Annotated in this window: 15 protein-coding genes and 1 pseudogene; 14 read left to right on the top strand and 2 right to left on the bottom strand. The window is 44.0% G+C overall.

Going from position 1 to position 18631, the window contains the following annotated elements; translation table 11 throughout:
* Positions 1–20: 20 nt before the first annotated feature.
* The 4 genes and pseudogenes from MKZ16_RS07300 to MKZ16_RS07315 all read left to right on the top strand — a co-directional run bounded on the left by MKZ16_RS07300 (position 21) and on the right by MKZ16_RS07315 (position 3694).
* Positions 21–1016 (top strand): aldo/keto reductase, encoded by a 996-nt coding sequence (locus MKZ16_RS07300; RefSeq protein WP_076098908.1) that lies wholly within the window; start codon positions 21–23, stop codon positions 1014–1016.
* A 21-nt stretch (positions 1017–1037) separates the two neighbouring features.
* Positions 1038–2465: a Sapep family Mn(2+)-dependent dipeptidase gene (locus tag MKZ16_RS07305; RefSeq protein WP_036675834.1), complete on the top strand. Its 1428-nt coding sequence runs from the start codon at positions 1038–1040 to the stop codon at positions 2463–2465.
* A 171-nt stretch (positions 2466–2636) separates the two neighbouring features.
* A pseudogene (locus MKZ16_RS07310) lies at positions 2637–2900 on the top strand (sigma factor); the annotation flags it as partial.
* Between the two features lie 134 nt (positions 2901–3034).
* Positions 3035–3694 (top strand): hypothetical protein, encoded by a 660-nt coding sequence (locus MKZ16_RS07315; RefSeq protein WP_235219370.1) that lies wholly within the window; start codon positions 3035–3037, stop codon positions 3692–3694.
* 55 nt (positions 3695–3749) lie between these two features.
* Here the strand turns inward: MKZ16_RS07315 and MKZ16_RS07320 are convergent, their stop codons facing one another.
* Positions 3750–4166: a MerR family transcriptional regulator gene (locus MKZ16_RS07320; RefSeq protein WP_036675831.1), complete on the bottom strand. Its 417-nt coding sequence runs from the start codon at positions 4164–4166 to the stop codon at positions 3750–3752.
* Positions 4167–4286: 120 nt separating this feature from the next.
* On the opposite strand from MKZ16_RS07320, the gene MKZ16_RS07325 reads away from it, so the two are divergent.
* From MKZ16_RS07325 to MKZ16_RS07350, 6 genes are all read left to right on the top strand, one after another.
* Positions 4287–5336, top strand: coding sequence for an NAD(P)-dependent alcohol dehydrogenase (locus MKZ16_RS07325; protein ID WP_036675829.1), 1050 nt, complete (start codon positions 4287–4289; stop codon positions 5334–5336).
* Positions 5337–5903: 567 nt separating this feature from the next.
* Entirely contained in the window at positions 5904–7304 is a 1401-nt protein-coding gene (locus MKZ16_RS07330; protein WP_076098906.1) for a sugar ABC transporter substrate-binding protein, read from the top strand.
* Between the two features lie 84 nt (positions 7305–7388).
* A complete protein-coding gene (locus MKZ16_RS07335; RefSeq protein WP_256715476.1) occupies positions 7389–8306 on the top strand; it encodes a sugar ABC transporter permease in 918 nt (305 codons plus the stop codon).
* Positions 8303–9172 (top strand): carbohydrate ABC transporter permease, encoded by an 870-nt coding sequence (locus tag MKZ16_RS07340; protein WP_076104755.1) that lies wholly within the window; start codon positions 8303–8305, stop codon positions 9170–9172. Before MKZ16_RS07335 ends, MKZ16_RS07340 begins: the two co-directional genes overlap by 4 nt.
* 280 nt (positions 9173–9452) lie before the next feature.
* Positions 9453–10850, top strand: coding sequence for an MATE family efflux transporter (locus tag MKZ16_RS07345; RefSeq protein ID WP_036675823.1), 1398 nt, complete (start codon positions 9453–9455; stop codon positions 10848–10850).
* Between the two features lie 322 nt (positions 10851–11172).
* The gene (locus MKZ16_RS07350) at positions 11173–11979 is read left to right on the top strand and encodes an ATP-binding protein (RefSeq protein ID WP_178944339.1); all 807 of its coding nucleotides are present in this window, start codon (positions 11173–11175) and stop codon (positions 11977–11979) included.
* Positions 11980–12083: 104 nt separating this feature from the next.
* Here the strand turns inward: MKZ16_RS07350 and MKZ16_RS07355 are convergent, their stop codons facing one another.
* Positions 12084–13121 carry a LacI family DNA-binding transcriptional regulator gene (locus MKZ16_RS07355; RefSeq protein ID WP_036675820.1) on the bottom strand — a complete coding sequence of 346 codons (1038 nt, stop codon included), beginning with the start codon at positions 13119–13121 and terminating at the stop codon, positions 12084–12086.
* A 465-nt stretch (positions 13122–13586) separates the two neighbouring features.
* Here MKZ16_RS07355 and MKZ16_RS07360 point away from each other — a divergent pair, with 465 nt between their 5' ends.
* The 4 genes from MKZ16_RS07360 to MKZ16_RS07375 all read left to right on the top strand — a co-directional run bounded on the left by MKZ16_RS07360 (position 13587) and on the right by MKZ16_RS07375 (position 18620).
* Positions 13587–14507, top strand: a complete 921-nt coding sequence (locus tag MKZ16_RS07360) for an ABC transporter permease subunit (protein ID WP_051490892.1) — start codon at positions 13587–13589, stop codon at positions 14505–14507.
* Between the two features lie 17 nt (positions 14508–14524).
* Positions 14525–15406, top strand: a complete 882-nt coding sequence (locus MKZ16_RS07365) for a carbohydrate ABC transporter permease (RefSeq protein WP_036675818.1) — start codon at positions 14525–14527, stop codon at positions 15404–15406.
* A gap of 61 nt (positions 15407–15467) precedes the next feature.
* The gene (locus MKZ16_RS07370) at positions 15468–17081 is read left to right on the top strand and encodes an ABC transporter substrate-binding protein (RefSeq protein WP_076104753.1); all 1614 of its coding nucleotides are present in this window, start codon (positions 15468–15470) and stop codon (positions 17079–17081) included.
* A gap of 57 nt (positions 17082–17138) precedes the next feature.
* Positions 17139–18620, top strand: a complete 1482-nt coding sequence (locus MKZ16_RS07375; RefSeq protein WP_076104752.1) for a glycoside hydrolase family 32 protein — start codon at positions 17139–17141, stop codon at positions 18618–18620.
* The last annotated feature ends 11 nt before the right edge of the window (positions 18621–18631 follow it).

Here is an 18631-nt window from a genome sequence, read left to right on the forward strand (position 1 = left end):
AGTGGGAGGATACAGTCACGATGAGATATAAGGAGATTGGACAGAGCGGCATACAAGCCTCTGTCGTTACTTTCGGCGCTTTCGGTATTGGTGGAGGATTCCAGTTCCCAGATACCAATGATACGCAATCGATTCGCGCCATTCATGCCGCGCTGGATCTGGGCATCAATATAATTGATACTGCCCCGGTTTACGGCTTTGGGCACAGTGAGGAAATCGTTGGGCAAGCGATCAAAGGCCGGCGGGATAAGGTCATTATTTCGACAAAATGCGGCTTGTGGTGGGGTGACGAGGAAGGCAGTTATCGTTTTACCTGGGACGGGCATCGCGTGAAGCGGAATTTGAGCCCGCGAACGATTCGCATGGAGGTGGAGCAAAGCCTGAAGCGGTTAGGGACGGATTATATCGATATTTACTATACACATAATCCGGCGATGGAGCCTTTTCTAACACCAATTGAAGAAACGATCGAGGTGCTGATGCAACTGAAGCAGGAAGGCAAGATTCGCGCCATAGGCGCGTCCAATTGCGAGCCGCATCACGTGCAGAGCTACATCGATTATGGTGAAATCTCAATCGTGCAAAAAAAATTCAATATGCTGTCCAGAGAACCCGAGCAGGCGATCCTGCCTCTGTGCAACGAGCACCAGATTAGCTTCCATGCGTATTCGCCGCTGGCGCAAGGGTTACTGACAGGACATATTCGGCCTGATCATGTGCTGGAGCCGAACGATCCCCGCCAGAACGATGCCTGGTGGCATGGACGCAACCTGAAGCTGGCCACTGAGTTTGCCGGCGGTCTGGTTGAGATCGGAAGTGAATATGGGGTTAGCGCCAGTTCTATTGCCGTAGCCTATTTGTTGAACAAGCATGCCAATGTCAATGTGATTTGCGGCATTCGCAAGGAAAAGCACCTTCATGAGAATATTGCCGGTGCCGAGGTAGTACTGCCGCCAAATGTCATAGCTGAGCTGGATTTCCGTCTACAAAAGCTGGAACTTGCAGCCGAGCTGTAAACCTGAAAGGGGTGAGCGATTATGACCAGTATGGAGCTGGACAAGCAGGTTGAACAGTTTCTAGCCGATCATCAAGCGGCGATTCTCGAAGATATCAAACGTCTGATTCGTGTGCCGAGCGTGGGCACCACCTTTCATCCGGATAGCCCGGAGCCTTTTGGTGCCGAATGCGCTGCTGTATTGCGTGAGGCGGAGCAGTTGGCCGCGCGGGAAGACTTGTCGGTAACGGCTTTTGCTGGCTATGGCATTAAGGTGCAGCTGGGAGACAGTGAGGAGGGCATCGGCTTGTTCGCCCATCTGGACGTGGTGCCCGCAGGGCGGGGCTGGAGCTTTCCGCCCTTCTCCCCGTTCGAGAAAGATGGGTTTCTATTTGGCCGAGGTGCGATGGATAATAAATCGGCTGCTGTGCTTGCGCTTTATGTACTGAAGTTTTTCAAAGAGACCAACGTGCGGCTGGATCATAATGCTTATGTATTTCTGGGCGTCAACGAAGAGAGCGGCATGCGGGATATCCGCTATTTCCTGTCCCAGCATCAGTCGCCGTCCTTCGGGATTGTTGCTGACGCTTATTATCCGGTATGCTATGCGGAAAAAGGGATTGTGCGAGCCGATGTGACTGGAAGCGCGTCCGACGACAGGTTGCTGTCCTTTCAAGCTGGCGAGGATTACAATATGGTGCCCGCCGTTGCGGAGGCCCGGTTGCGCGGATTAACCTCATACGAAGTGCAAAAGCTGCGGTCGGAGGGGTTTGAAGTCGCGGAGCTAGAGGGGATAGCTGTTGTTCGCGCGCAGGGTAAGGCCGGGCATGCGGCGTTTCCTGCTGGGACGCAAAACGCGGCAAGAAAGCTGGCCGGGGCGGTCCTTGCGCATGAGCTGGTTGAGGATGCTGCGGCGCGTGCTGTGCTCACTTTTTTGTCACAAGCGCTGGGTGACCCTTACGGGGAGGGGCTTGGTATCACCCACAGGGATGAAACGGGTCCTACCACCAGCAATGCCGGCATCGTAGCGTGGGATGAGGGAACCGTTCGGATCGGAATCGATGTCCGTTACGGTCTGTCGCAATCCGCGGATGCGCTGCGGGAGCAGTTGGCAGCCTACTCGCGGCAGCATGGACTGTCACTGACTGAGTGGACGGACAGTCCGCCACACTACATGGACAAGGATGACCTGATCATAGCGGCCTTATGCAGGCTTGCCAACAGTGAGCTGGGCTTGTCGCAAGCGCCCTATGCAATGGGTGGGGCAACGTATGCCAGATGGCTGCCGCGCACAGTAGCCTTCGGCCCGCTTCGCACCGATGTACAGACTCCTTTTCCCGAAGGAAAAGGGAGCAGCCATCAGCCGGACGAGGCCATGCGCATCAGCCAGATCTGGGACGCATTCAAGATTTATATTAAGGCAATTGTGGAAATTGACCAGCTGCTGAGTGACCAAGAAGAGACTGGGTGAGGTGAGCAGCGCGGCGGGTTTCAGATAAGAAAATAAATATACACTTTTTATGCCCACGCAACTTGGCTGCCAAGGTTTTTAGCAGACATTAGAAGCTGGGCCTATTTTCATTTTCTGTGATAATAAAAAGACTTGGTTTCGAACTGGACAACTCTTTCTGTTGGGGTGTGGATTTCCATTGGCACAATCGGCCTGATTAAATCTATTGAGTGCTATCGTCCAATCAAAGGAACAAGGTTAGCCACATTTGCTGCTCGTTGTATTGAAAACGAAATCCTGATGCACCTGCGTTCGCTCAAGAAAACACGTAAAGACGTATCCCTACATGATCCAATTGGGACGGACAAAGAAGGTAATGAAATTACACTTATAGATATCCTTGGCTCCGAGGCTGATGATGTCATTAGAGAAGTAGATCTGAAGATCGAAAAAGCAGTGTTCCCTTCAAAATAATGCTCAGTGCTGACCGATCTGCTTATCCAAATCATTGAATACTATCAATAAAGATAACCGTCAAACAATAGAATATATGATATAATGACGTGGTTGTTGCAAGGTGCAATTTTAATATGAAAAATAGGATGGGCAATATGAAGGGTTATCTTTATAACGTTGATAAAAAACGATTGATTATTATGGTTATCGGCAATGTATTTCTGGGCATGGGAATCAGTATTTTTAAGCTGTCCGGCATGGGGAATGATCCCTTTAGCGGCATGGTAATGGCACTTGCAGAGTGCGTCGGTATAACATATGCAAATTTTCTGATCTTGCTGAACCTGGTATTGTTTGTAATCGAATTCATAACCGGACGAAGGTTTATTGGAGCCGGGACTTTTGTAAACGCAATCTTTTTGGGATATATCGCTACGTTCTTTCATAGTACTTGGCTATCTCTGTTGGGCGAACCTCAGCTGTTATGGCAGAGGGTGGTCGTCGTAGCGATTGGCGTGGTGGTATGCAGTTTTGGGGTATCCTTGTATCAGACATCGGCTGTGGGAGTAGCTCCTTACGACAGCCTGTCCCTGATTATGAGGGATAACTTCCCGAAAATATCTTATTTTTGGCACCGGATGTTTACGGATGCGCTTTGTGCTTTGATTTGCTTCCTGGCAGGAGGCGTTATAGGCTTAGGAACTCTAGTGTCCGCACTTGGTCTGGGACCCATTATTCATTTTTTTGATGTGAATTTTACGGAGAAGCTGCTGGCAAAAAAGCGTCCAAATTAAGAAAGGCGGGGCAGATCAATCTGCCCCGCCTTTACTGTAATTTGAAGGTTCATTTCTAATGAGTAAATGCACTCTTAATGTTATTTTTTTTATGAACATCTTCCGTGCCGCTATCCAAGGCGGTCTTGTAGTAGAAGCATTTATGTTCTATGACTTCCATCGTTTTTCTTAATTCTTCCATCTGTGCTTCTACGGAAGCTTTTCGCTCCAGGAACATGTCATATCTCTGCTGCAAGGTGGAGTCCCCCTCAGAGCACCACTCAATGAAATGTTTTATTTCCTTAATCGGCATCCCGGATGACTTCAGGCATTCAATTACTTTTAAAGCGTCCATATCCGTTTCTTTGAAAACGCGTTTCCCGCTGGGGGTTCTTTCTATAAAAGGCAAAAGCCCCTCCTTGTCATAGTAACGCAGGGTATGTGATGTCATATTAAAGTATTCTGCAACTTCACTTATGGAGTATGTCTTCATCATCTATCTCCAGTCTTAATTATATTTTGTGCTTGACTTAGAGTTAACTTTAAGTAATAACATAGGTTTTGTAAAGTCGGCATTACAGTTTTTTATATTAACTAGAAGAGAGGTTTCACTATGATAAAAGTTAATGCACGCGCTACATTCAGTCAGGAAGGCCCGTTCAAGCTAACTACAATCGAACGCCGGAATCTGCAGCCGCACGATGTTCTTATAGAGATTAAATACGCGGGCATTTGCCACTCGGATATTCATACAGCCCGCGGGGAGTGGGGACCGGTTAAGTATCCACTTGTTCCAGGGCATGAGATCGCCGGTATTGTCAGCCAGGTCGGTTCCGAAGTTACAAAGTACACAGTTGGCGATCGTGTAGGGGTAGGTTGTATGGTTGACTCCTGTGGAGAGTGCAGTAATTGCCAGAAAGGTGAGGAGCAGTATTGCCTGAGTGGAAATACGGGCACCTATGGAGCTATCGACCGGCATGGTCACTATACACAGGGCGGATATTCCACGCACATCGTTGTAACAGAAGACTTCGTGGTCCGGATTCCTGACGCTATTCCGCTTGACGCGGCTGCACCGCTTTTGTGTGCAGGAATCACCACCTATTCACCGCTGCGCCATTGGGGAGCCGCTCCCGGCAAAAAAGTAGCTGTAGTGGGTCTTGGCGGGCTTGGACACATGGCTGTGAAGATTGCTCATGCTATGGGAGCTGAGGTTACTGTGTTATCACAGTCACTGAAGAAGAAGGAAGACGGATTGCAATTAGGAGCGGATCATTATTATGCCACAAGCGATCCGGAGACATTTAAGCAGCTTGCCGGTTCATTCGATCTAATCGTGAATACAGTAAGCGCACAGATTGATATCGATGCCTATCTTTCACTTCTGGCGCTGGATGGTACATTAGTCAATGTCGGTGCGCCTGCTGATCCATTGGCAGTTAACGTATTCTCGCTGATCGGCCACCGCCGTTCGTTTGCCGGATCGATGATTGGCGGAATCCGTGAAACGCAGGAAATGCTTAATTTCTGCGCTGAACATAATATTGCATCTGAAATCGAGGTCATTTCTGCTGACCGGATAGATGAAGCCTGGGAGCGTGTGCTTGCTTCAGATGTCCGTTACCGGTTTGTCATCGACATCAGCACGATGGGGAATGAATAAGAGACGCCTTCTTTCTTGACATCGGTTCGTGTCCACAACCTCAAGAAATTCGATAACATAGCGGGAAATCGCAAGGAGCTGGAAAACTCACGCAGTTGTGTTTCGAGAATAGAAAAACGGCGTTGCTTCATACAGCAGCGTAGTGTATAAATGCTAAATAGGCAGAGCAGTGCTTCTACCATTGGGGTAGGAGGGCGGCTCTGCTTATTGTCGTTACTGCAAGTGAATATTTTGGATCAGCTGATTCTGCTGTTTTATGAAAAAGATGATTCTTTAAAGGTTGGAATTTTTAAAAATCAGGTTGAAAAATGCTATTTTCCCTAATAGAAAATCATGACACAATAACAATAAAGCGCTTACTTCATTAAAACATCCCAAGTTCATGAAGACTCTATACCACTTTTTGAAAATATTTACGATATTAAAAGTCGTATCGGCTGGCCGAAATTTCGGATTCCAAGCAAAGGTTGGAATTATTAAAAAAAGTTGGTACTAAACGTTTAACTCAATAACTTAGGGGGTCAAACGGTTGGACATATCTATGTGATTATGAAGGGGGAGAGGGAAATGAAGGTAGGTAAAGCATTCGGGGTAGGTATTCTTTCAACTGCACTAGCATTAAGTGTCATTGGCTGCGCGAAAGATGAGACAAACACAGCAACCAAGGCAACTGATGGACCCAAAGCATCTGAGAACGCCACCTCCAAGCCTGAGGAGAAGGTCAAAATTATCTATTCGATGTGGGGAAGTGCGGAAGAGGGAAATGTAACCCAGGGAGTGGCGGATAAGTTTAATGCTTCTCAAGACAGAATTGAAGTAGAAGTACAAGCAATTCCTTGGGAAAACTACATGACCAAGCTGAATACAATGGCTACGGCAGAGCAATTACCTGATACAGGGATGCTCAGAGAAGATGGGGTCGTTCAGTGGTCTACCCAAGGCATGCTGAATGATGTAAATACAATGTACGAAGGAAGCGACAGCAAACCACTGGATAGCCTAGCCTACAAATATCAAGGGAAAACCGTAGCCTACGCGGCTGCCAATGAAATCTTACTCCTCTATTACAACAAAGATATGTTCGACAAAGCCAATGTACCCTATCCCCCAGCCGCTCTGGATAAAGCGTGGACATGGGAGGAATTTGTAACAACAGCAAAGAAGCTGACCCTTGATAAAAATGGTAAACATCCTGATGAGAGTGGCTTTAATGAGCAGAGTATCGTTCAGTTTGGCGCATCCGTTGAAAACCTGCCATGGCAGCTTGAGACCTGGGCGCTTGGTAATGGTGGGGGGTTCTATTCGGGTGATGGGACTGAGGTGAGAATTGGAGAAGACGCCAGTATAGAGGGAATTCAGAAGGTTGCAGATCTTTACTTGAAGGATCATGTTGCTCCGTTGTCTGTCGGACAGACTGATGATGGCATTCAACGAACCATTATCGCGGGAACTGTTGCCATGGCTACTAACGGTGCGTGGAACGTGGGAACTAGTCTCAATACGGCTAAGAATGAAGGCCTGAACTATGGCGTTGCAGTATTGCCTTACATGAAGGATAAGGTTACCCTCAACACGGGTGGCGCCAATGTCGTGTTCTCCCAGACTAAGCATCCAAAAGAAGCGATGGAATGGCTGAAATGGTACAACTCAGAAGAAAATAACTGGGGCCTCATTAGCTCGGGAATCTGGATGCCGACACTGGAGAAGTGGTACACGGATGAGACCCTTACCCGTAAATGGGTCGAAAATCCTAACTTCCCTGTTTATGACGAATATAAATCTGCAGTAGTCGATTATGCGCAATCACCTGCTGTGAAGCCCGCAGCGTGGTTCTATACGAATCATACGACGGAGTTTAACACCTTACTCGGGTCGGTTCTAGGGGATGTATGGACGGGAAAGACGACCGCTAAGGATGCTATTTCTAAAAATCTGGATGCGTTGAAAGCAGCCCATTTAGGCAATTAGTAAAATCCGCAAAGAATGGCCGTTGCCAAGCTCACACCCGCGGCGGCCATATTATGATCTTCAGGTGGGGAGATAGAGATGGAAATGATTAATAAATCTCCGAAACGTCGTTCACGTATCCATGCAGGTGAGGCACGAGCCGCGTATATATTATTGATCCCTGCCTTCATTGGCCTGATCTTTCTAACGTATCTACCTCTTATTGGGGTGCTCGGGATCAGCTTAACGAATTGGACGGGACTTTCAGACCCCAAATTTGTTGGCTTCGAGAATTATATTAATCTATTTACCACTGATCCTTATATTAAAGATTCTATTATAGCTACGGTCTACTTTGCCGTCTTATCGGTAGTTGGGGGTATGATTTATTCACTTTTTATTGCGATGCTACTGAATCGTAAAATTCCGGCAAGAGGGTTTTTCCGAGCTGTTTTCTATGTACCGTACGTTTTGCCGGCAGCCGCAATATATGTAGGATGGTCTTGGTTATACGAAGCTAATTTTGGATTTTTTAACTTTATTCTCTCTGAGATTGGTTTGAACAAAGTTTCTTTTATCGCGGATTCCAGCTATGTCATTCCATCTCTATCCTTGATCTCGGTTTGGCTGTCAGGTAACTTAATTGTTATTTTCTTAGCTGGGCTGCAAAATGTTCCGGTCGTCTACCATGAAGCGGCTGAAATGGATGGTGCGAATGGATGGAAACGATTCTTGCATATCACTTTACCGTGCATGTCGCCCATTATCTTTTATAATTTGCTAATGAGCTTGATTGCCAATCTCCAAATTGTTACGCCGGCTCTTTCATTAACGAATGGCGGTCCGGGTAATTCTTCACGATTTTTAACTTATCTGATGTATGATCAAGCTTTTGTAAATTATAAATTGGGGTATGCTTGTGCGACAACGGCCGTTATTTTTGTTATTCTTGCAGGCTTTACTGGTGTATTATTCAAAACCTCCAATCTATGGATCTTTAATGAAGGAGGCGATGACAAATGAGTGTAGCCACATACGGAAGATTAAAGAGTAAAAAACGTAATAATCAATGGATGAACCTGATCTCGTTTGTCGTTGTCATTTTTTTTACTATACTCGTGCTCTTTCCAATCTGGTGGATATTTCGCACGTCGCTCATGTCGAATGCCGAGATATACAAATATCCGCCTTCACTGCTTCCAGGAAATTGGTTGTTTTCAAACTATTCAGAAACGCTAGAGATTTTTAAGTTTTGGAAATATTTATGGAACACCATGATTATTATTGTACCCGCTTGTTTGGCAGGAACCTTTACAGCGACCTTATGCGGTTATGCCTTTGCAAGACTGCGTTTTCGGGGCAAAAAATTGATTTGGGCGCTTTGTGTCGGTTCGATGCTTCTACCTGCCATGGTTACACTCATTCCGCTATATATTGGGTGGACGAGAGGCTTAGGAATTCATGACAGCTATCTGCCGTTGATTTTGCCTTATTTCTGTGGTGGTGGCGCTTTTAATATCTTTTTGATTAGGCAGTTTATCATGTCTATTCCGAGAGAGCTTGATCAAGCAGCAACGATCGATGGTGCTGGATATTACCGCATTTTGTTCAGCATTATTATGCCGGCCATTAAATCTGCTATGATCGTCGTCGCATTATTTATCTTTATCGGTTTATGGAATGATCTACTTCAACAGATGATTTACATAAACTCAAGCGATAAGTATACGATAGCCTTGGGACTAACCGCTTTTAGAGGTCAACTAAAGCAGGACTGGTCGCTGACGATGGCGGCTACGTGTATGTCCTTTGCACCGGGCGTCGTTTTTTATCTGATTGGTCAAAAATATTTCGTAGAAGGAATCACGTTGACAGGACTGAAAAATTAGCTCCAATGGCTAAAGATAGCGCACTGTAATCTGCTCTGAAGTGTTAATGGGGCACCTTTCTGCTAAGGCTTAAGTACAGAGCCTGGCGATATAGGGTGCCCTTTATTTGTGCTGTGAAAATATAATTTTAAAGATAAAATCCTTTATGAGATAGAAACAATCCCTTTTGCGGTAGTTGCTAGCCATCCTGTCTTATAGACTTGTTAATGTAAGGAGTCCCGTAAATCTTTGAACGAGGACTTCGCATATTCAGTCAAAAGAAGGAGAGAAAATCCACATTATGAACACTGTAACACAAATAAACAACAGCAAAGACAAGCAGACGCATTTTATTCTCAACGGTAATCTATGGAATATTATGGTCCAGTTATCATGGCCCGCTATCATCGCAATGGTTCTCTATGGCTTAAATGCGGTTATTGCCGCTGTATTTGTGGGAAGGTTTGTCGGAGAGGAAGCACTGGCTGGGGTTTCGGTAGCTTATCCTTTAACCCAGATCAGCTTGGGACTGGGCTCCTTGATCGGGGTGGGTGCCGGTTCTGCTTTAAGTTTAGCCCTCGGCAGGCAGGACAAAGAAATGCAGAAACGTTTGATGGGGAATGTTAATTATCTGTCCATCCTTGTAACGCTTGTCTATATGGTGTTAGGTTTACTTTTCTCCACACAGCTGGTGCGAATTATGGGAGGAGAAGGGGAAACTCTGGCTCTTGGAGACAGCTATTTTAGAATTACGGTGATCGGTTCATTTTTCTGGATTTATGGACTGGCTGCCAACATGATTGTGCGTGCCGAAGGGAAAATGAAATCGGCAGCCGTGGTAATGGGCATTGGACTGGCAGTTGATGTATTGTCCAATTATATTCTGGTAGCCTGGCTGGATTTTGGAGTAGAGGGTGCTGCCTGGGCTACAAATATCGGGATGCTGGTCTACACCTTGCTGGGATGGATTTATTTTGGCAAAGGATTTGCCTCATTCCGAACGAATGTCTTCGCAATTTATCGGGATGCTGCCACAATCAAATCCATAGTTGGACTGGGAATGTCCTCTTTCATTATGAACTTTATGAATCTGGTACAGGCTGTTGTAGTATTTAATGCACTGTCGAGATACGGGACTACAGCAGATATTGCATTTTATGGTGTGGTTTTCCGTGTATTCACCTTCCTGTTGACGCCGATATTCGGATTAATGCGCGCCTTGCAGCCAGTCATCGGCATTAATTTTGGAGCAGAACAGTATGAGCGCGCCATCAAAGCCTATAAAATATTCACACTCGTCTCCATGCTGCTGACTTTGCCTTTCTGGATAATTTCCATGATCTCGCCGGCTTCCATTCTGGGACTAATGCTGCCGGATCAAATCTTTAAAACCAGCGAAATGTTATATTTCCGGTTGAACATGGCGGTTCTGCCGTTATTGTCGCTCATTTTTATGGCCATGACCTTTTTCCCTGCGATTAATAAAGGGAAGCCGGCGGCCGTTATCGGCATCACCAGACAACTTGTTTTTTATGTGCCAGTGATGCTTGTTTTGCCAAGATGGTTAGGCGTCTCCGGAGTATATTGGGGTTCGCTTGTGATTGATACTGTGGTTGTAGTGTGGACGGTAATCCTGGTAACTAAGGAATTCACCCGGCTCAGAGCTAAGTCCAAGCTAGCCAGGACTTACAATATGTGAAGGTAAGATGCTGGAACTTCTGCTTTGCCTGGATGGACAATTTAATAGATATACCCCAAAAGAGCCTTGGAACTATAAGGCTCTTTTTTGTGCTACTGGTTGACATTATAAACAAAAAGAAAGTATGATATTTTAAATCGTAATAATTACGAATAAATATAATTTGGAAGTTGAATTGATTTGTGGATAATGAATGGTCACAAGCCGGCTCTATCGTTCCTCACGAGGACTTCGAACGGCAATTAGCGCAGGTTGAACTGGATTCAGAAAGGATCTTTTGGATTTCTTGAAAATAACCATTTTAAAGGAGCTTTAATAAATAATGAACAAAAGCAGCAACAATCAACGTCTACCCAGAGCAAAAGGGATTGATATGGGTACCTATTATACACCCAAAGAATGTGCCAAAAAGGTTAGACATCTCGTCCTACCCGATATGAATCGAAAGATTGTCGAAGAATTCATTACGATCTTAGGTATGAGGGGAAGCTTTGAAGAACATCAAGTTCCCATTCCCAATAAAGTGGTTATGTATGGTCCACCGGGCACAGGGAAAACACTTACGGCATTTTATATGGCGCAAATGCTGGAGCTTCCACTTATCCTGGTTAGACTTGATGCAATTATTCACAGCCATTTGGGTGAGACTGGAAGTAATATCCGGAAAATATTTGAGTATGCCAAAGCATCTCCTTGTGTTCTTTTCCTGGATGAGTTTGATGCCATTGCAAGAACACGGGAGAGTAATGACGAGGTTAAAGAAATGGCCCGTGCGGTGAATACACTGCTGCAATGTCTCGATGATTTTGGTGACAATAGCATTTTTGTAGCAGCAACGAACCTAGAAAATGAACTGGATAGAGCTATTTGGAGAAGGTTTGATACAAAAATGATTTATGCTAACCCGGATGAATCAAGTAGGCGTCAATATGTTGAACTGTTAATTAATGACTTTGAAAGTGAAGCTGGGTTGATGGAGGAGGCATGCGAACGTCTTTCCGGTTGCAGTTTTGCTGATATTGAACAAATTGTCCTGAAAGCGAAACGTAAGGCGATCATAGAGCATTGTCTGCTAAAACGAGAGCATATTGTTCTATCCTATGAAGAATACAATCCTTCCATAAACTAATTGTGGGCGATTATATATACAGGATATTGTAATTGGAACAATTCAACGAAAAAAAAGAACCCCAGCGACGGAATTATTAATCGCTTGGGTTCTTTTTAAATTCATCAACTGATATTAGGTGTAGAGTCTCTTATGATGAGTTTGGTATAAATATGAGAAACCTGATAGGGTTGCTTCGGATCATGAATTCGGGAAAGTAGCATTTCGGCTGCTTTGACACCCATCTGATTACTATAAATATGAACAGTAGTGAGATGGGGTTCAACAATGTTTGATTCAGGACCATTATCAAAACCACAAATGACGATGTCATTAGGAATGGAAAGCATGTTTTTGAGTGACTTCATAAAGGTAACCGCAATATAATCGTTAGCACACACGAAAGCAGAAGGAAGCTCATTGATTTGACTCAGCCTAGTATCTGCCCACTCCGGATTCGAAAAAAATAGTCGATCGTCATCGAGAATACATTGTGAGAGATCAAGCTGGATGCCAGATTCTATCAATGCGCGATTAAAGCCCACCCATCTTTCATTAAAGCTCCTACAGTGATTATAGTCCCCGATGAACCCCAGTGATGTGTAACCGCCATCAATTAACTTTTTTGTAAGTTGATATGTGCTATGTTCGTTTTCCATGAGAAGTACATCCGCTTGGAATTCAGGGTAGCAGATATCTGCAGAACAGTCGATGAAAATAGTTGGAATGCCAAGACTTGTAATCAGCTTACTATATTCCGAATTGAACAACTCAATACAAATAATTCCGTCTACATTGGCGACATCAAAATTATTTGGAAGAGACAGGGACGCCTGATCAATGTCTCTTATAATGTGCATGGATAAATTATATCCTTCTGCACTGATTCGTTTCTCCATGCCACTGATCAGTTTCGATCCAAAGTGGGAAGTGTTAGGTAAGTTTTCTGTTAATAAAGCGATATTTCCAGAGTTTCTTGGTTGAACACTCTCGGTGTCCATAAAAGCAAATTGTTTATATTTTAACTCTATCGCTTTCTTTATAACCTTGTTTCTAGTTTCATCAGGTATACCATTCGTTCCATTTAAGGCTTTGGAAGCTGTATTTCTGGAGATTCCTAAAGCATCCGCGATGTCTTGTATGGTTACTTTTTCCCTGGCCATCTATGTAATTCACCTCTATATTCTTGTTCTTAACCTTCGCCACAAATAGTGTACTATTTGGCATGATTCCAACTCTCTTTAATGTATATTAGTTTACTCAAAATAGCAATATGATATTTACAAATGCACAATTTAGTTTACATTTTATCGGCGTATAAGTGTGCGAAAAAGGTATTATTCTTTTCATATTCATGAGAATATGTTGACTTTAAAGTATATAATCCTATTTAAATTGGCTGTATTTGTAATTATGTAAAATTATATGCATCATTTATGAACATAATGCTTTGTCATATGCACATAAATATTTTTACAAAATGTATTGACGAACGATTAAGTGTTTGGTAAATTGTAAAAGCAGCAGGACATAAGCCAATTGAAAGCCCTTACTGCATCAAGATATAAACATTGATAAGAACGGAGGTAAAGGCATTGCAAAACCTAATAGAAGCTGAACACAGAACAATGGTGACCAAACATAAGAGCTCCTTACTAGACTATCTAAAGAAGTACTACTTTCTTTATATTTTGCTCGCACCAGCTGTGATCCTGACCCTGATTTTTAAATACGGTCCTATGTATGGTGCGATTATCGCCTTTAAAGATTTCAGCCCAATCAAAGGGATTATGGGAAGTGAATGGGTAGGCTTGTACAACTTCGAGAAATTCCTGTCATCCCCCAACTTCGAAGTTATCTTTATGAATACGCTTAAATTAAGTTTCTTCGGATTAATTCTGAGTTTTCCAATTCCTATCCTGCTTGCGTTGATGTTAAATCAAATTCGCCGTGCAGGCGTCAAAAAGAACATTCAGTTGTTCTTGTATGCACCTAACTTTATTTCTGTTGTCGTTGTGGTCGGGATGTTGTTTATCTTCTTGTCCCCAACGGGACCGATTAACCAGTTTTTTACCTGGCTTACAGGTGAACCAATCATGTTCATGTCTCGTCCGGAGTACTTCCGTTCGATCTACATTCTGTCCGATATTTGGACCGGAGCCGGTTGGGCATCCATTATTTATGTAGCAGCGCTTGCTAATGTCGATCCTGAGTTACATAATGCAGCCAATCTTGACGGCGCTAATCTTCTACAAAGAATCCGCCATATCGATTTGCCAACCATTCGTCCAATTATGGCTATTGTATTTATCCTTGCAGCTGGTGGGATTATGTCCATTGGCTTCGAAAAAGCCTATCTCATGCAAACGGCGATGAACTTGCCAACCTCAGAAATCATTCCGACTTACGTTTATAAAATTGGTTTGCAGTCGGGCGATTATGCCTATTCAGCCGCAGTAGGATTGTTTAACTCTATCATCAACATCGTCCTGCTCATCACCGTTAACTTCACCGTGAAGAAACTGAATGAGGGCGAAGGTCTTTACTAAGAAAGGAGCAACAAGCTATGCCCATTAAACATTCCGGATTAGATCGCTTTATCGTCGTGCTTAACGCGATCTTCCTGACACTGGCCGTACTTATCATTGTACTTCCTTTGATTTATGTAGTGATTGCATCTTTTATGGATCCATCAGTTCTGCTCAGTAAAGGATTATCATTCAACCTTTCGGATTGGTCATTAGAAGGGTATATAAAAATTCTTTCTAATCCGGCCATGATCCGAGGTTTTGGAAACTCTGTTTTATACTCTGTTTCATTTGCTATGCTTACCGTTCTCGTCTCTATCTGTGCAGGGTACGCACTGTCTGATGACAGGCTCAAAGGAAAAGGATTCTTCATGACCTTGTTTATTATCACCATGTTCTTTGGGGGTGGGCTTATACCAACCTATCTGCTCGTTAAGAATCTTGGTCTGCTTGATACAGTCTGGGCGGTGATTATTCCAGGGGCAGTTAATGTATGGAACATCATTCTCTCTAGAACTTTCTTCAAAGGAGTACCGAATGAAATGAAGGAAGCCGCTAATGTAGACGGAGCTTCGGAGATGCGGATCTTCTTCAGTGTCGTATTACCGCTCTCCAAACCGATTGTTTTCGTGCTCGCTCTTTATGCCTTTGTGGGCCAATGGAATTCCTATTTTGACGCGATGATCTATTTAGATAATCCGAATCTTCATCCACTGCAGCTCGTGTTGCGTTCCATCTTGATCCAGAATCAGGTAGATCCGGGCATGATCAGCGATCAACTCGCCATGGCGGAAATGAAACGATTGTCTGAAATCATCAAGTACGCTGCCATCGTTGTTTCCAGTTTGCCACTTATTGTTATGTATCCGTTCTTCCAGAAGTACTTTGAAAAAGGTGTTATGGTCGGTTCCCTTAAGTAGGAAACAGGCTGCACATAGATAAAGATTAATTCATTCATATCTAATTTGGAGGTCATACCCTATGAAAAGAATTAAGAAATCAAGAGTATCAACGAAAGTAGCTTCTGCATCTGTACTTGCTTCGTTTATGTTCCTTACTGCATGCGGTGGCGGAGGAGGAGGGGGAAGTGCGGCTAGTAAAGAACAGGACGCCAGCGGTAAAGTAACTTTGAACTTTATTACGCAAAGCTCTCCACTTGCACCAGTTGATCCAAATGAAAAACTGATTAATAAGCGTCTTGAAGAAAAGACGAATGTTCATATTAATTGGAAGAATTTCACGAAAGACGTATTTGTTGAAAAAAGAAACTTGGCTGTGGCAAGCGGTGATCTTCCTGATGCGATTTTTAATGCGGACTATAGCGACTATGAGCTGCTCAAGCTTGCTAAAGACGGTGCCATTATTGCGCTGAATGATCTCATCGAGAACAATATGCCCAACTTCAAAAAGGTGCTGGAAGAAGCCCCGGAATACAAGAGTATGATTACGGCACCAGACGGTAATATTTATGCCTTTCCGTGGATCGAAGAGCTGGGCAATGGCAAGGAAAGAATCCAGGCGGTAGACAGTATGCCTTGGATCAATGTGGAATGGCTTGAGAAGCTGGGCCTTGATATGCCTACGACAACAGAAGAATTAAAAGAAGTATTAATTGCATTCAAGACAAAAGATCCAAATGGCAACGGTAAGGCTGACGAAATTCCTCTGTCCTTTATTAACAAGCCTGGAGCAGAAGATCTGGTTTTCCTATTTGCTTCGTTCGGATTGGGTGAGAACCCTGACCATGCGGTTGTGAGCAATGATGGAAAGGTAATATTTACGGCGTCACAAGATGACTACAAAGAAGCCGTTTCTTTTATTAACGAGCTGTATAAAGAAGGACTCATTGATATTGAAGCCTATACACAGGACTGGAGTACTTACCTTGCAAAAGGGAAGGATCAGAGATACGGACTTTACTTCTCATGGGATAAAGCCAACATCACTGGAGCAAATGATACTTACGAGGTTATGCCTCCGCTTGCTGGACCAGATGGTGAAGTTAACGTAACAAGAACGAACGCGCTTGGTTTGGGCAGAGGCAAGATGGTTGTTACTAGCGCCAATAAGAACTTAGAAACGACAGCGAAATGGGTTGATCAACTCTACGATCCGATTCAATCTGTACAGAACAACTGGGGAACGTATGGAGACGATAAACAGCAAAATATCTTCGAATTTGATAAAGAAAAAGAAATGCTGAAGCATTTGCCGCTGGAGGGTGCAGCTCCTGTAGAACTACGTGAGAAAACAAGTGTCGGTGGACCATTAGCTATCCTTGATTCCTATTATGGAAAATTCACAACCATGCCGGATGATGCCAAAGGCAGAATGGATATTATCAAGAACATCATGGCGCCAAAAATGAAAGCAGAAAACGTAATGCCGAGTGTATTCCACTCCATTCAAGAGCTTGATCGCCTAACGACAATTGAGACGGATCTTTTTGCCTACGTGCTTAGAATGCGTACTGAATGGTACCAAAACGGTAAAGTTGAAGCGCAGTGGGATGAATACCTGAAAGAATTGGACCGTCTGGGCTTGCAAGAATGGCTTGAAATTAAACAAGGCGGCTATGACAGAGCAAGCAAATAATAAACTATAAATAATATACGGTAAAGACCGTGTTCGGGAGTAAAGGAGAAAACAATAATGTCTACGATTGCGAAACAAAATTACCGCGGAGTGTATCATTTTTCGCCTAAGGAAAAGTGGATGAATGATCCAAACGGAATGGTTTATTTTGAGGATGAATATCATTTGTTTTTTCAGCACCATCCAGGTGGAATGACTATGGGCGCTATGCACTGGGGCCATGCGGTCAGCAAGGATCTTGTTACATGGGAGGAGCTGCCTATCGCTCTTGCTCCAGATGAATTAGGTATGATTTTTTCCGGCAGTGCCGTAGTCGACTGGAACAATACGACTGGATTTTTTGAAGATAAACCAGGTCTAGTAGCAATTTTTACACACCATTTGGATATGCCGGAAGGCAAGCCAGCCATTCAGCGTCAAAGCTTGGCCTATAGTAAAGATAACGGAAGAACCTGGACGAAATATGATGGGAATCCGGTACTTGAACATGATACATTCATTGATTTCCGTGACCCGAAAGTATTTTGGAATAAAGATACTAATAAATGGGTGATGATTGTAGCTTGTGGCCAAACGGTGTGTCTATATCATTCTTCTGATCTGATGAACTGGACATTTGCCAGTGAATTCGGAGAAGGAATCGGTTCTCATGACGGGGTATGGGAATGCCCGGACTTGTTCCCGCTGGCCATTGATGGCGATCCTTCGAACACGAAATGGGTGATGCTAGTGAGCATCGGTGCGGATCCCGCTTTTGTGGAAGGATCAAGAACACAGTATTTTACAGGGGATTTTGATGGAGAAGTGTTCACGCCAGATGAAGATTCGATAAAAGTTCGCTGGCTTGATTATGGAAGAGATAACTATGCAGGTGTAAGCTGGTCCGATATACCGGCTGAGGATGGAAGAAGACTATTTATCGGCTGGATGAGCAACTGGATGTATGCTAACAAGACGCCAGCAGAAGAATTCCGTGGTGCGATGACAATTGCAAGAGAACTTCAGCTCGAATCAAGACAAGGGGGAACTTTTCTTGTGCAGAAGCCGGTACAAGAGTTGGAATCAGCTCGTGTACAAGTCCTTTCTATAAAAAATGCAACGGTGCAAGAAATCAATACTCTTCTTAAAGAGATTCGCTTGGAATCTCATGAGATTATAGCTGAGTTCACTCGGGGTAAATCTGTAGGTTTCAAAGTAAGAATTGGTGCGGATGAACAAACAGTGATCGGTATCAACGGTGACACAGAGGAACTTTATGTAGACCGGAAGGCTTCGGGCCAGCATGATTTCCATGAACATTTCGTAGGACATCATTCAGCCAAACTCGCAGCGCTTGATGAGTCAAATGATCTCCGTATTTATGTGGATCGCTCTTCCGTTGAGGTGTTTAGTAATGGAGGTCAGGCAGTGATTACGGATCTTATATTCCCTGGACTAGAATCTAAAGGTATTGCTGTGTTTGCAGAAAATGAGAATGACTTGCTGATTTCCCTGGATATCTATGAGCTTACTCTCTCTGCTAAGCAAGACAAGAATTAGTCACCGAGAGG

Source organism: Paenibacillus sp. FSL R5-0928 (assembly GCF_037970385.1).
Taxonomy (GTDB): Bacteria; Bacillota; Bacilli; order Paenibacillales; family Paenibacillaceae; genus Paenibacillus_AQ; species Paenibacillus_AQ odorifer.

Bases quoted from the DNA above. Each gene is read 5' to 3' on its own strand.
- MKZ16_RS07300 (WP_076098908.1), top strand. From the start codon at position 21: ATGAGATATAAGGAGATTGGACAGAGCGGCATACAAGCCTCTGTCGTT.
- MKZ16_RS07305 (WP_036675834.1), top strand. From the start codon at position 1,038: ATGACCAGTATGGAGCTGGACAAGCAGGTTGAACAGTTTCTAGCCGAT.
- MKZ16_RS07315 (WP_235219370.1), top strand. From the start codon at position 3,035: ATGAAAAATAGGATGGGCAATATGAAGGGTTATCTTTATAACGTTGAT.
- MKZ16_RS07320 (WP_036675831.1), bottom strand. From the start codon at position 4,166: ATGAAGACATACTCCATAAGTGAAGTTGCAGAATACTTTAATATGACA.
- MKZ16_RS07325 (WP_036675829.1), top strand. From the start codon at position 4,287: ATGATAAAAGTTAATGCACGCGCTACATTCAGTCAGGAAGGCCCGTTC.
- MKZ16_RS07330 (WP_076098906.1), top strand. From the start codon at position 5,904: ATGAAGGTAGGTAAAGCATTCGGGGTAGGTATTCTTTCAACTGCACTA.
- MKZ16_RS07335 (WP_256715476.1), top strand. From the start codon at position 7,389: ATGATTAATAAATCTCCGAAACGTCGTTCACGTATCCATGCAGGTGAG.
- MKZ16_RS07340 (WP_076104755.1), top strand. From the start codon at position 8,303: ATGAGTGTAGCCACATACGGAAGATTAAAGAGTAAAAAACGTAATAAT.
- MKZ16_RS07345 (WP_036675823.1), top strand. From the start codon at position 9,453: ATGAACACTGTAACACAAATAAACAACAGCAAAGACAAGCAGACGCAT.
- MKZ16_RS07350 (WP_178944339.1), top strand. From the start codon at position 11,173: ATGAACAAAAGCAGCAACAATCAACGTCTACCCAGAGCAAAAGGGATT.
- MKZ16_RS07355 (WP_036675820.1), bottom strand. From the start codon at position 13,121: ATGGCCAGGGAAAAAGTAACCATACAAGACATCGCGGATGCTTTAGGA.
- MKZ16_RS07360 (WP_051490892.1), top strand. From the start codon at position 13,587: ATGGTGACCAAACATAAGAGCTCCTTACTAGACTATCTAAAGAAGTAC.
- MKZ16_RS07365 (WP_036675818.1), top strand. From the start codon at position 14,525: ATGCCCATTAAACATTCCGGATTAGATCGCTTTATCGTCGTGCTTAAC.
- MKZ16_RS07370 (WP_076104753.1), top strand. From the start codon at position 15,468: ATGAAAAGAATTAAGAAATCAAGAGTATCAACGAAAGTAGCTTCTGCA.
- MKZ16_RS07375 (WP_076104752.1), top strand. From the start codon at position 17,139: ATGTCTACGATTGCGAAACAAAATTACCGCGGAGTGTATCATTTTTCG.